The 12686-nt window shown below is 69.5% G+C and carries 13 protein-coding genes; 2 read left to right on the top strand and 11 right to left on the bottom strand.

Going from position 1 to position 12686, the window contains the following annotated elements:
* Positions 1-3: 3 nt before the first annotated feature.
* Positions 4-801: an inositol monophosphatase family protein gene (locus BR98_RS32675; RefSeq protein ID WP_035854614.1), complete on the bottom strand. Its 798-nt coding sequence runs from the start codon at positions 799-801 to the stop codon at positions 4-6.
* 87 nt (positions 802-888) lie between these two features.
* Here BR98_RS32675 and BR98_RS32670 point away from each other — a divergent pair, with 87 nt between their 5' ends.
* Positions 889-1344 (top strand): GNAT family N-acetyltransferase, encoded by a 456-nt coding sequence (locus tag BR98_RS32670; RefSeq protein ID WP_035850636.1) that lies wholly within the window; start codon positions 889-891, stop codon positions 1342-1344.
* A 46-nt stretch (positions 1345-1390) separates the two neighbouring features.
* Here BR98_RS32670 and BR98_RS32665 read toward each other — a convergent pair whose 3' ends face one another.
* From BR98_RS32665 to BR98_RS32630, 7 genes are all read right to left on the bottom strand, one after another.
* Entirely contained in the window at positions 1391-1690 is a 300-nt protein-coding gene (locus tag BR98_RS32665; protein ID WP_035850634.1) for a hypothetical protein, read from the bottom strand.
* 373 nt (positions 1691-2063) lie between these two features.
* A complete protein-coding gene (locus tag BR98_RS32655; protein ID WP_035850629.1) occupies positions 2064-2909 on the bottom strand; it encodes a protein kinase domain-containing protein in 846 nt (281 codons plus the stop codon).
* Positions 2910-3014: 105 nt separating this feature from the next.
* Positions 3015-4244 (bottom strand): methyltransferase domain-containing protein, encoded by a 1230-nt coding sequence (locus tag BR98_RS32650; protein WP_051970637.1) that lies wholly within the window; start codon positions 4242-4244, stop codon positions 3015-3017.
* A gap of 347 nt (positions 4245-4591) precedes the next feature.
* Positions 4592-5440 carry a DUF5753 domain-containing protein gene (locus BR98_RS32645; RefSeq protein ID WP_035850627.1) on the bottom strand — a complete coding sequence of 283 codons (849 nt, stop codon included), beginning with the start codon at positions 5438-5440 and terminating at the stop codon, positions 4592-4594.
* Positions 5441-5461: 21 nt separating this feature from the next.
* Complete coding sequence (locus tag BR98_RS32640) at positions 5462-5989, bottom strand: DUF6879 family protein (protein WP_035850626.1); 528 nt, start codon at positions 5987-5989, stop codon at positions 5462-5464.
* Positions 5990-6324: 335 nt separating this feature from the next.
* Positions 6325-6516, bottom strand: a complete 192-nt coding sequence (locus tag BR98_RS32635; protein ID WP_035850624.1) for a hypothetical protein — start codon at positions 6514-6516, stop codon at positions 6325-6327.
* Between the two features lie 8 nt (positions 6517-6524).
* A complete protein-coding gene (locus tag BR98_RS32630; protein ID WP_035850622.1) occupies positions 6525-7376 on the bottom strand; it encodes a helix-turn-helix domain-containing protein in 852 nt (283 codons plus the stop codon).
* A 257-nt stretch (positions 7377-7633) separates the two neighbouring features.
* On the opposite strand from BR98_RS32630, the gene BR98_RS32625 reads away from it, so the two are divergent.
* Entirely contained in the window at positions 7634-8053 is a 420-nt protein-coding gene (locus tag BR98_RS32625) for an ATP-binding protein (RefSeq protein WP_035850619.1), read from the top strand.
* A 57-nt stretch (positions 8054-8110) separates the two neighbouring features.
* Here BR98_RS32625 and BR98_RS32620 read toward each other — a convergent pair whose 3' ends face one another.
* Genes BR98_RS32620 through BR98_RS32610 form a run of 3 tightly spaced genes read right to left on the bottom strand, consistent with a single transcriptional unit; the run spans position 8111 to position 12658 of the window.
* Positions 8111-10279: a 3-hydroxyacyl-CoA dehydrogenase NAD-binding domain-containing protein gene (locus BR98_RS32620; protein WP_035850617.1), complete on the bottom strand. Its 2169-nt coding sequence runs from the start codon at positions 10277-10279 to the stop codon at positions 8111-8113.
* Between the two features lie 25 nt (positions 10280-10304).
* Positions 10305-11519 (bottom strand): acetyl-CoA C-acetyltransferase, encoded by a 1215-nt coding sequence (locus BR98_RS32615; RefSeq protein WP_035850615.1) that lies wholly within the window; start codon positions 11517-11519, stop codon positions 10305-10307.
* Positions 11516-12658, bottom strand: a complete 1143-nt coding sequence (locus BR98_RS32610) for a CaiB/BaiF CoA transferase family protein (protein ID WP_267886107.1) — start codon at positions 12656-12658, stop codon at positions 11516-11518. Before BR98_RS32610 ends, BR98_RS32615 begins: the two co-directional genes overlap by 4 nt.
* Between the last annotated feature and the right edge of the window lie 28 nt (positions 12659-12686).

The following is a 12686-nucleotide window of genomic DNA, read 5'->3' as shown; positions in this document are numbered from 1 at the left end:
ATCTCAGCCGCGGATCATCGCCATCAGCAACCCGTGCGTCTCGGCATCGGCCGCCGCGACCAGCCCGCGGCCGTCCGGCCCGAGCGGAGCGCCGTCGATCCCCGTGACCACACAGCCGGCGGCCCGGCACAACGCGATGCCGGCGGCGAAGTGCACGCTCCCGGACAGGTCGCCGCCATCGGTGACATAGGCCGCCCGCTTGCCGGCCGCGACCCAGGCGAGCGCCAGCGTCGTGGAGACCACCCGCGGCCGGAAGCGCGCGACGAACTCCGGGTGGCCCAGCAGCTCCACCGCCCGGAATCCCGGCGCACTCGGGAACGGCGGGTCGAGGTTGACGTCCACCAACCGGGTGGCGGCTGTGGGCACGAGCGGCGCGTCCGCCCCGTCCTGTCGTACCCAGGCGCCGCCCGGCCCGCCGCCGGTGTGGAAGACCTCACCGCTGAACGGGTCCGCCACGGCCGCCGCCCCGCCGCGCAACGCCACGTTGACGGCCACCAGCATGTTCCCGACGGCGTAGTTCAGCGTCCCGCACAGGGGATCCACCAGCCACCGCCGCTCCGCATCGGCCGCCCCCTGCTGCCCGCCCTCCTCCCCGAGCACCGCGTCACCGGGCCGCGCGCCCCGGATCACCCCGAGGATCGCGGCCTCTGCCGCCACATCGGCAGCCGTGGCGAAGTCGCCGGCCCCCTTGTCGATGCGGTCGAGCTGACGGCCGTACATACCGCGCACCACGTCCGCGCCGGCCCGTGCGGCGGCGATCGCCACCTCGGCATCCCCGGGCCCGGTATGGGAGTTGATCATGCCGAGCATCGTATCCTCCGGGTCCTGTCGGCGGGCCGACGGACGGGCGGACGGCTCGTTCCCGTCCCCGCGTGGCAGACTCCAGGAATGAAGATCGCGACCGACGACCTGTCCGGCCCCGAGATCGCCGCGTTCCTCACCGAGCACGTCCGGCAGATGCAGTCCATCTCGCCTCCGGAGAGCAAGCACGCGCTCGATCTCGAGGCCCTCCGCAAGCCCGGCATCACGTTCTGGTCGGTGCGGGACGGGGACGCCCTGGTGGGCTGCGGAGCGCTCAAGCGGCTGGACGCGGACCACGCCGAGCTGAAGTCGATGCGCACCTCCGCGGCACGCAAGCGCTCCGGGGTCGCCTCCCTGCTGCTGGAGCACATCATCACCGAGGCCAAGCGCGGGGGTTTCACCCGCCTCAGCCTGGAGACCGGCACAGCCGAGTTCTTTCTGCCCGCGCGCAAGCTGTACGAGAAGTTCGGGTTCGTCCAGTGCGAGCCGTTCGCGGACTACCAGCCGGACCCCAACAGTGCGTTCATGACCAGGGAGCTCTGACGGGTTGTATCCCCGGTGCCCGTGGTAAGCAGCTCATCTTGCAGCCTCACAATCCTCGGCTGAGCGGCTGCCGCACCGGATGTGGCCCCAGCGGCCAGGAGGTCGCCGGCTCGTCCAACCACCCCCGATGCCTACCATCGGGGGTGAGGGTGAGCCCGAAGGGCTCCGGCCCGCGTCTGCCCTTCTCCAACCACCACAGGTAGGCGGCCTCCACCTCATTCCAGAGCCGACGCGGACCGTACTGGTGGACCGTGAACTCGTCGTGGTCACCGCCGTCGTGGTCCACGGCTGCCCACGACGTCCCGTCGATGGTGACCAACCACAGCCGGTCCTGCACGCCCTCCACCGGAGCGTCCTGCCAGGTGTTTTCTTGGCGCGGACGATCGAGAGGTGCAGAGCGCCCAAGGCCAAGGCCAGGAGTTGGGTTACCGCGTCGGTCGCGTAACCCTGGCCCCAGGCATTCGGTCGCAGGATCTAGCTCAGCGCGCCGTCGCCACTGTCCGTGTTGAGCTTGGCAACGCCCAGTGGGTCGCTGTCCACTTCAATTCCGAAGCTGTACTCAGTGCGAGAAGAGCGCCCAACCGCTGCCACAGCCCGGCTGATGTAGAGCTGGGCTTCGTCTTCGCCCATCGGGCCCCGCCCCAGATACCTGACCGCCTCAGGACTGTAGATCCGCTGGACAGCGTGCTCGTCCCCAGCCCGCAGCTCCCGCAGCTGGATCACCTGCTCACCGCTACCAGGGCAACGGCGAGTTCCGAAGCGGTCGGTCGATCAGCCGGCCCGGAGAGTAGCACCGGGCGGAGCACGTCCTGAAGCTCCGGCCAGGGCGTCGCCAGGGAAAGGGGCAGCTTCCCCGTGGCGATGGCATCGCGCAGCCCCTCGGCTCCTGCCTCCTTCCGGTCGATACCGGCCGCCCGGTAGTCGAGAGGCCAGCCACCGGTAGCGCAGGTCCAGAGCACTCCGGCGAGGGCATACACCTCGGCAGCCCGTGTCGTCTTGACCGGCTGCGGCCCGGCCGCGATCCAAGCGGCAAGCTCAGGCGCCATCAGGTGAACTATGGCCCCCTCGAAGACGGTCCAGGGCGTTGTCCCCGCCTGCCAGGACCAGGCGAAGTCGATAAGCTTCACCCCCATCCTGGTGTGGAGGCCGTGAGTCGGCTGCAAGTCACCGTGAACCCAGCCTGTAGCGTGCAGGCCGGCGACCGCGCGACACAGGTCGACTGCTCCGGCAAGCGCCGTCGGACGGCCGGCAGCGCCCTCTCGGGCGGCTCGGAAAAGGTCCCAGGTAGATTGCCCATTGAGCCACGGGGTGACGAACCATACGGCCTCACTAGCTCGGCCTGCCGTCACCGTGTAGCCGGGAAGTTGGTCAAGCACGGACGCCTCGCGCGCCGTCACCTCGGCGGCCGCTCCTGTTCCCAGCTTGATCGCGACCGCAGCCATGGGGCCGGTGGCCTTCCAGACGGCAGAGCCGCGTCGGTCGGTGATCGCCTTCAGCTTGACCGGCCCGCAGATCACCTCTGCGGCCTTTACGGCTTGCGGCGGGCAGGAAGCGAACTCGCCCATACTCGTACCGCCTTCTCCGCTCGGTGGACAGATCGAACGCCTCATCACTCAGGCCCTGGTGATGGCCTTCCACTGATGACTGGCCCCCGGGAGCACGCGGACACATCACGGTAGAGCCCCTGCCTCAGGGGCCTCGGTCATGGCCCCGGAGGCGTCTCGCAACAGCCAGGACAGCACCGGCTCGTCCAGCCATGCCCGATGCTCGCCATCGGGGGTAACAGTGAGCCCGAAGCGCTCAGGCCCCGGCTTGCCGTTCTCCACCCACCAGAAGTAGGCGGCCTCCACCTCGTCCCATAGCCGGCGCGGACCGTACTGGTGGACCGTGAACTCGTCCTGGTCGCCGCCGTCGTGGTCGACCGCCGCCCACGACGTCCCGTCAATGGTGACCAACCACAGCCGGTCCTTCACCCCCTCCACCGGAGCGTCCTGCCAGGTGTTTCCGACATCGCCCAAGCGCATCCCGACGGCGAACGCCGCGTTGCCCCACACCACGGTTCGGCGCGGGAGCGTTGTCGTCGACTCGTCCGGCTTGTGGCCCTCTTTGACCACGTCGGAGATGCTCAGGCTGGCGCGCTGCGTGCGCATCAGCATGAACGCGGAGTCCGAGCTGAAACGGCCTACCGCAGCGCCGCTCTCGGAGACGGCCAGCGTGAGCAGACCCCAGCAGATCCATGGGTTGTCCCAGGGAGTCAGGATGATCCCGCCCGGGCGCGTCTGCTCGACCCATGGCTGTGGCACACGGCGAACCGCACACGTGGCGACGGTCCGGGTGTACGGGCCGCGCGCGTTCCAGCCTTCGGCGCCGTCGCTGATGACGATCTCGGGGAGAAACCCGGCGGCGGCCAGGTTGGCACGCGCCTGCTCCGCCGACGACGCGTCGATCTCGGCGGTGACGACTCGATGGTCTCCGAGCCGGTGACAGAGCAGCGCGGCGCTCCACCCCCGGCCGGTACCGATCTCGTACACCGCGTCGTCGGGGCCGAGGGCGTCCAGGTCAAGCGCCTCGAGCATGCGAAACACGATGGCCGGCGCAGACAGGGAGGAGGAGGGCCACACCTGGCCGTCAGGCTCCTGTCCATCGTTGACCTGCGTCACCACGGCCTCGTTGGCATAGGCGGCGGCGAACCACCGCGCGGGATCCTGCTCGCGACCGCAGGGAGCATAGCCGCCGGCACCGTCGTCCAGCCAGATCCGCTCGGGAAGGAAGTGGTGGCGCGGCGCGGCCAGCGCGGCGGCCGCCCACTCGGGAGCCAGGTCGTGACCGAGCTCTTCGCTGACGGCCTGGAGCAGGCCGCGTGTGGCGGCCTGCTCCGATTCGTACTGATAGTCAGTCATCTTGTGCTTATCACCGGTGCTTCGGAGGTGGGGTGGGGTTCTGCCCGTCCTTCGACGGGGCCGGGCCGATCACGGGGCCACCAGGCTTGGAGTGGCTTCCGCCACCGCCATCGTTGGGGCCGCCCTTGTTCTGGTCTCCCATGGGGTCTCCTCTACCTTTTGCCAGTCGCAGACGAGCTAGAGCTGATGGCCTTGCCATCGGGCATCGGCCCTGGCGGGCGCTCGGGGGGAGGCGTGGTCACGTTTGCGCTCCTTGCGCGGCGATTCCCCGTCAATCAGGGCTGCTACGAGGACAGTAGGGAGGGCAACGCAGAGCACTCAACGCGTTTGCAGGCGATTGCAGACCTTCAGCCCAGGGAGTCGATCGCCTTGGTAATCAAGGCACGGGCCTTCACTCCGTACACCGCGAAATCCTTGAGCCGGTCGAACGCCCGCACGTAGAGGCCGACTTCGCCGGGCGAGGTCACCGTCACCTGGGCGGTCAGCAACTCTGCAGCGGCCTGATCGTCGTCGAAAATGTTGAAGGTCTCGACCGGCCACATGGTGCGCGGCGCGGTGAACGGAATGACCCCGAGCGACACAGCCGGCAGTGACATAGCGGTGAGCAGATGGGCCAGCTGCTCTGCCATCGTCTCGACGCTCCCGATGCGGTAGTACAGGACTGCCTCCTCCACCAGCATCGCGAACCGGTGGTTGCCGACGCGGATGACGCGGGATCGCGCCAAGCGGGCCATCACAGCTGCGGCGACATCGTCGGGTGTGCGGCGGAAGTCGGCCACGGTGGCGAGCAGGGCGGTTGCGTACGCCTCGGTCTGCAAGACTCCGGGCACGACGCGGGAGGAGTAGGCCCTGAAGTGGCGGGTGCGCTCGTAGAGGGGCACTGCGGATTCTTGCAGCTGGCGCAGGCCGGTCCGGGTGAGCCGTCGCCACTCGACATACATGGAGTCCACGGCGCGGCTGGCTGCAATCAGGTCCTCGGCTTGGTCATCGGCGTCGCAGGCACTGCACCAGAGGCGGATGTCCTTGTCGGACGGCGCGGTCTTGGCATTGATGATGCGCGAGGTCTTGGAGCCGTTCCAGCCGCACCGGGCGGCCAGCCCCTGACCGTCCAACGCGGCGTCCAGCATGATCTCTCGCAGGCGCCCAGCGACGGCGAGACGTGCAGCATGGGCGCTGGAAGACGGTGATCCGGGCATGAACTGACGGTCCGATGGCTGCTAAACGATGTACTGGTCGTGCGGGATGGCGCGTTCCCAGACAGCCTCGAAGGCGTCAGCACAGAGCTTGGCCACGGCCAGGTCGTCGCTGATCGTCGGCCCCGCCGAGCCACCGTCGCCGGTGAAGTGGTTGAACCGTACGATCGCGTCGTCGAACAGCCAGAAGTCATTACCCGGCAGGGCGATATCGGACGCCTGACGCCTCGGCAGCCAGCGCACGAGCTCACCGGCAGCCAGATTCACCACGGTTCCAGCGTGTTCATACCTGATGTAGTCCGTCACGGGCTCGGAGACGATCCGGGCTCGGCGCATCACGACGCCGCGAGCGAGAGCCCCACGGACCAGAGACACCCACCCGGACCATCCTGCGGAGTCAAGGTCAGTGTCAGGATGAACGCCGGTGCGCTTGAAGTGCTCGAACTCCTCCGCCTCGCCAGCGATCCCGTAACTATCCCTCATCTCCAGGTGAACCGCCGATCTCTGTGCTGCCGTCAGCTGCTCGGCGAAGGTGAGCACGTTCTGCTGCATCAGCTGCCTTCCTCAAGATCTCCCACATACGGGCCGGGAGACGGACCACACTCTCACCATCAGGTATCCCCGGCGTGTGGTCCGGAGCCCATGCGGTACTGGTGATCTTTCCCGTCAGCTTCTCGTTGGGGTTCCAGCCCTGGATGACGACCTCGTCTTCCTCGTCGTCGAACCAGACCGTCGGACTCTCGTCCTTGCCGGTGTTCGGATCGATCCCGAGAAACCGTAGTGCCATGGTGGCCTCCCATACCAACCTGGTGACACATGCCTGCCTCACCGTTTCGCGGAGCCGACGGACCGTCAAGAGCGCATAGACGCAAGCGGGTAGCGTGCAGCTACAGAAGGTGGTCGGCCTTTCCGGCCTTGATGTCCAGGATCAGACTTCGGAGAGCATCGAGGGAGTCGGTGAGCGGGTGTTCCTCTTGACCGTTGACGGCGATATAGCCGTTGCCAGCGGTGTCGGTGCCCAAGCGGAAGCAGTTGCCGGAGTCCTGGCAGAAGGGGTCTTCCCAGGTGATGTCTTGCATGGCTTCTCCTATAGCTGCTGCGCGATGGAGTGGATCAGGTCTCGGGTTTTGTCCGGTTCGAGCGCGATCTGTTGCATCCGGTCCAACTGAAGCGCGAACTTGCGGAGCTGCGCTTCCAGATGGAGGAACTCGGCCACGGTGGTTCGGTCCAGTTGCACCACGTCCAGGCTTGGCACATCGCCTTCGGCGTAGAGGATGGACTGCCCTGAGCCGGGAAAGGCTCCGGAGGCGAACGGAATGACTTGGACCGTGATGGTCTTGCGCTCCGCCATCTCCAAGATGTGCTGGAGCTGCTCGCGCAGGATCTGACGCCCGCCAACCTCGATGCGAAGTGCTGCTTCGTGGACTATGGCCACGTATGGAGGTGCGTCCGGACGGTCGAATGCCCGACGCCGCTGGATCCGGTGGGCCACCCTGGCCTCGAACTCAGCCGGCGGAAGGGCCGGGATGGCCGCATCAAACAGCGCTTTGGCGTACGCCTCGGTCTGGAAGGGCCCCGGGACATGCGTCATCGTGCTCATCCGGAGGCCCCTGGCGAACCACTCCAGCTCGGCGATGTCCAGGAACGTCGGCGGCAGAACCCCTCGGAACTCCTCCCACCATCCCTTGGTGCGTTCGGCAGCCATCCGGGCGAGCGCCTCGATCAGGACCGTGTCCGCGCAGTCGTAGTTGCAGGCCAACCGGCGCACTCGCTCGGGGCTGATCCCGTGCCGTCCCGCCTCCGTGCTCGTGATGACGGTCCGGTTCGTCGCCAGCACAGCCGCAGCCTGCTCGGTGGACAGGCCCGAAGCCTCACGGAGCTTTCGAAGCTCGGCTCCTAGGCGTTGCTGACGAGCTGTGGGATTACTCCTCGGCGGCATCAGTTCCCTCTCCGTACATGCCGCTCAGTCTGCCTCGCCGGAGGATCTCTGGTCCATCTCGTTCGGGAAGTAGGTGCTACATGTGCTCCCGATACGCTACTTTGGGTATCGCAAGAGACACGCACGGCAACGGCCGGAAGTGCACCGCGCGAGCATGCCCACCTTCCCTGGGACGGGTGTGCCCGCGCCCAGGGAGGCAGGCCACCGGCGCAGCCGTCACATGCCGTCAACCACCCGACCCCCGCGAGGAGTCAGCCATGCCTGAGATCCCGCTCCCGTCCATTCCTGCTATCCCCTCGCACTGGCGGCTCCCCGCCGAACTCAGCTCCGTCGGCCACGCGCGACGCCTCGTCGCCAGCGCGCTGCCTCGGCCCTGTCCGGCCCAGCTCTCCTACGAGGTCCGCCTCCTCACCTCCGAGCTGGTGACCAACGCGATCCGCCACGGTGCCCGCGCCTGCGAGGACGAGCACGTCGAGCTGGTCTTCTGGGCGGCCGACGGCCACTACTGGGTTGCGGTCTCCGACCCGGGCCCCACTCAGCCCACCCTCGTCGCGCCCGGCCACAACACCGCCGGCGGGCGCGGCCTGATCCTGGTCGACGCGCTCTGCGATACCTGGGCGGTCGTCCCCCGCCCCACCCGTGGCAAGTCCGTAGTCGCAGGAATCAAACAGAGCTGACAAACAGAGCGGCTGCCGCACCGGAGGGGATGCGACAGCCGCTCATTGCTACTTCACTCAGTCCTTGAACGTGCCGCCCTCCTCCGCCACCCGCTCCAGCATCGCCGGCGGCGTGAACCGCTCTCCGTACGCGGCCGCCAACTCCCGCGCCCGCGCGACGAATCCCGCGACGCCGCCCTCGTAGCCGTTGATGTACTGGAGCACGCCGCCGGTCCAGGCCGGGAAGCCGATCCCGAGGATGGAGCCCACGTTGGCGTCCGCGACCGACGTGAGCACGCCCTCCTCCAGGCAGCGCACCGAGTCCAGGGCCTCGGCGAAGAGCATCCGCTCCTTCATGTCCTCGAACGGGACCGACGCGTCGGCACGCGTGAAGTGCTCACGCAGGCCCGGCCAGAGCCGGCCGCGCGTGCCGTCGGCGGAGTACTCGTAGAAGCCCGCGCCTCCGCTGCGGCCCGGACGCCCGAACTCCTCGACCATGCGGTCGAACACGACGTCCGCCGGGTGGGCCTGCCACTCCCCGCCCGCCTCCTCGACCGCGCGCCGGGCCTCGCCCCGGATCTTGCGGGGCAGGGTGAGGGTGAGTTCGTCCAGCAGGGAGAGCACCTTCGCCGGGTAGCCGGCCTGGGCGGCGGCCTGCTCGATGGAGGCGGGCTCGACACCCTCCGCGACCATCGCGACGCCCTCGTTGATGAACTGGCCGATGACCCGCGAGGTGAAGAAGCCGCGCGAGTCGTTGACCACGATCGGGGTCTTGCCGATCCTGCGGACCAGGTCGAAGGCGCGGGCGACCGCCTCCTCCCCGGTTCGCTCGCCCTTGATGATCTCGACCAGCGGCATCTTGTCCACCGGGGAGAAGAAGTGCAGGCCGATGAAGTCCTGGTCGCGGTCAACGGCCTTGGCCAGCAGGCTGATCGGCAGCGTGGAGGTGTTGGAGCAGAGCAGCGCGTCCGGCTCGACCACGCTCAGGATCTCCTGGAAGACCTGCCCCTTGAGCTCGACGTTCTCGAAGACGGCCTCGATCACCGCGTCGCAGCCGGCCAGGTCGGCCGCCTGCGCCGTCGCCGTGATCCGGCCCAGCAACTGCTCGCGCTGCTCGGCGGTCGACCGACCCCGCGCCACCGCCTTGTCCAACAGGCCCGCCGAGTAGGCCTTTCCGCGGTCGGCGGCATCCAGCGAGACGTCCTTGAGCACGACCTCCAGCCCCGCCCGCGCGCACGAGTAGGCGATCCCGGCGCCCATCATCCCGGCCCCGAGCACGGCGACCTTCCGCACCGGCTTCTCCGGAACGCCCGCCGGGCGCGAGGCGCCCGCGTTGACGGCGTTCATGTCGAAGAAGAGCGCCTGGATCATGTTCTTCGCGGTCTGCCCGACCGCCAGCTCGGTGAAGTACCGCGCCTCGATGACGAAGGCGGTGTCCACGTCCACCTGGCTGCTCTCCACCGCCGCCGCCAGGATGTTGCGCGGCGCGGGGTACGGCGCGCCGTTCAGCTGCTTGCGCAGGTTGGCGGGGTAGGCCGGGAGTTGGGCAGCGAGGGCCGGCGTGGCGGGGGTGCCGCCGGGGATCTTGTACCCCTTGACGTCCCAGGGCTGCTGGGCGGTCTCGTTCGCCAGCACGAAGGCGCGCGCCTTGGCAATCAACTCCTCCGGCGAGGAGGCGAGTTCGTGGACCAGTCCGGCCTCCACCGCAGCTGCGGGCCGGTACTGACGACCGGTCAGCAGCCACTTCAGCAGCGCGTCGGCGAGCCCGAGCAGCCGCACGGTCCGCACCACACCGCCGCCGCCCGGCAGCAGGCCGAGCGTCACCTCGGGGAAGCCGAGCTTGCTGCCGGAGGCGGTCAGCGCCACCCGGTGGTGGCAGGCCAGCGCCAGCTCCAACCCGCCGCCCAGCGCGCTGCCGTTGATGGCCGCGACCACCGGCTTGCCCAGCGTCTCCAGGGTGCGCATCGCCCGCTTGAGCTTCAGCGAGCCCTGCAGGAACTCCTCGGCGTTCTCGGACTGTACGGCCGAGAGCATCTTCAGGTCGCCGCCGGCGAAGAAGGTCTTCTTGGCGGAGGTGATGATCACCCCGCGCAGGTTCTCGGTCGCGGCCAGCCGGGCGACCACGGCCTCGAAGTCGGCGGTGAAGGCCGTGTTCATGGTGTTCACGGACTGATTGGGATCGTCCAGGACGAGGGTGACGATGCCCTCCTGGTCCTGCTCCCAGCGGATAACGGTCGTCTCGCTCATGAGAGTTGTCTCCAGGAAGGGGTGGTCAGATGCGCTCGACGATGGTGGCGATGCCCATACCGCCGCCCACGCAGAGGGTGGCCAGGCCGTAGCGGAGTTCGCGGCGCTCGAGTTCGTCGATCAGGGTGCCGAGGATCATCGCGCCGGTGGCGCCCAGCGGGTGGCCCAGGGCGATGGCGCCGCCGTTGACGTTCACCTGCTCGTGCGCGAAGCCGAGTTCCGCCATGAAGCGCAGCGCGACGGCCGCGAAGGCCTCGTTGATCTCCACCAGGTCGATGTCGGCGGCGGTCAGACCGGCCTTGGCCAGCGCCTTGCGGGTGGCGGGGGCCGGGCCGGTGAGCATGATGGTCGGCTCGGAGCCGGAGACCGCGACGGAGACGATCCGGGCGCGGGGGCGGAGCCCGTAGCGCTCGCCGACCTCGCGCGAGCCGATCGCCACCAGCGAGGCGCCGTCCACGATGCCGGAGGAGTTGCCGGCCGTGTGCACGTGGTCGATCTGCTCCACCCAGTGGTACTTCTGCAGCGCCACCGCGTCGAAGCCGCCCATCTCGCCGATGCCGGCGAAGGCGGGCTTGAGGCCGGCCAGGGTCTCCACCGTGGTGGACGGGCGCAGGTACTCGTCGCGCTCCAGGACGACCAGGCCGTTGCGGTCGCGGACCGGGACCACCGAGCGGTCGAACAGGCCGTCGGCCTGCGCCTTGGCGGCGCGGGCCTGGGACTCGGCGGCGAAGGCGTCCACGTCGGTGCGGGAGTAGCCGCCGAGGGTGGCGATCAGGTCGGCGCCGATGCCCTGCGGGACGAAGGAGACGTCGAAGTTGGTCATCGGGTCCATCGCCCAGGCGCCGCCGTCGGAGCCCATCGGCACTCGGGACATCGACTCCACGCCGCCCGCCAGCACCAGGTCCTCCCAGCCCGAACGGACCTTGGCGGCCGCCAGGTTGACGGATTCCAGGCCGGAGGCGCAGAACCGGTTCTCCTGCACGCCGGCCACCGTGTCGGGCAGGCCGGCGGCGATCGCGGCGATCCGGGCGATGTCGGAGCCCTGGTCGCCGAGCGGGCTGACCACTCCGAGCACGATGTCGTCGATCGCGGCCGGGTCGAGGCCGGGCAGCCGGCGCTGGATCTCCTGGATCAGCCCGACCACCAGGTCGACCGGCTTGGTGCCGTGCAGGGCGCCGTTCGCCTTGCCGCGTCCGCGCGGGGTGCGGATCGCCTCGTAGACGTACGCTTCGGTACTCACGATTTCCTCTCTACGGCATTGTCAACGCAGTTGAGTGCGGGGACGCCCCAGTCGCGGGCGACCTCGGAAGTGTCGGCGCCCGGGTGGGCGGGCGGTCGGCGCAGCGCGCCGGGGGTGGCCGAGAAGCGCGGGGCGGGGGCGGGTTGGGTGACCCCGCCCCGGGTCAGGTAGGTGCCACGGGCCGTCAGGTGCGGGTCGGCAGCCGCCTGACGGAGCGTCAGGACCGGTGCCACGCAGGCGTCGGAGCCGGCGAAGACGGCGGTCCACTCGGCGGCGGTGCGGCTGGCGAAGCGGGTGGCGATCAGCGCCCGCAGTTCGGGCCAGCGGGTGGCGTCGTACTGCGCCGGTGCGTCGGGCGGCAGTTCGAGCAGCCGGGCGAACTCGGTGTAGAACTGCGGCTCCAGTGCGCCGACCGCGAACCAGCCGCCGTCGCTCGCCTGGTAGACGGCGTAGCAGGGGGCGCCGCCGTCCAACAGGTTGCCGCCGCGCCGGTCCTGCCAGCGGCCCTCGGCCAGCAACCCCCAGAAGAGGGTGGCCAGATGGGCGGTGCCGTCGACGATCGCGGCGTCCACCACCTGGCCGGTGCCGGTGGCCCGGGCGTGCTGCAGGGCGGCCAGCAGGCCGACCACCAGGTAGAGCGAGCCGCCCGCGTAGTCGCCGAGCAGGTTGGCCGGGATCGCCGGCGGGCCGTCGGTCGGGCCGATCATGCCGAGGACGCCGGTGAGCGCGGTGTAGCCGATGTCGTGGCCGGCGGTGGCGGCCAGTGGCCCGGACTGGCCCCAGCCGGTCATCCGGCCGTAGACCAGTGCGGGGTTGCGGGCCAGGCACTGCTGCGGGCCGACGCCGAGCCGCTCGGCGACGCCCGGGCGGTAGCCCTCGATCAGCAGGTCGGCGCGGGCGGCCAGGTCGAGCACGGTGGCGGGGCCGTCGGGCGCCTTGAGGTCGACCATGACCGAGCGCTTGTTCCGGTTGGTGAGGTCGTGCGCGGGATCGCCCGCGAGCGGCGAACCCTGCGGCCGGTCCACCCGGACCACGTCGGCACCGAGGTCGCCGAGCAGCATCGCCGCGAACGGCCCCGGCCCGATCCCGGCCAGCTCGACCACCCGCACACCGGCCAGCGGACCACCCGGCTGTTCCACCTGACCGTCGCCTCCTGAGCGTGACAGT

Origin of the sequence: Kitasatospora azatica KCTC 9699 (genome assembly GCF_000744785.1) — a bacterium.
In the GTDB taxonomy this organism is placed as follows: domain Bacteria; phylum Actinomycetota; class Actinomycetes; order Streptomycetales; family Streptomycetaceae; genus Kitasatospora; species Kitasatospora azatica.
This window is presented reverse-complemented; position numbering and strand designations above follow the sequence as displayed.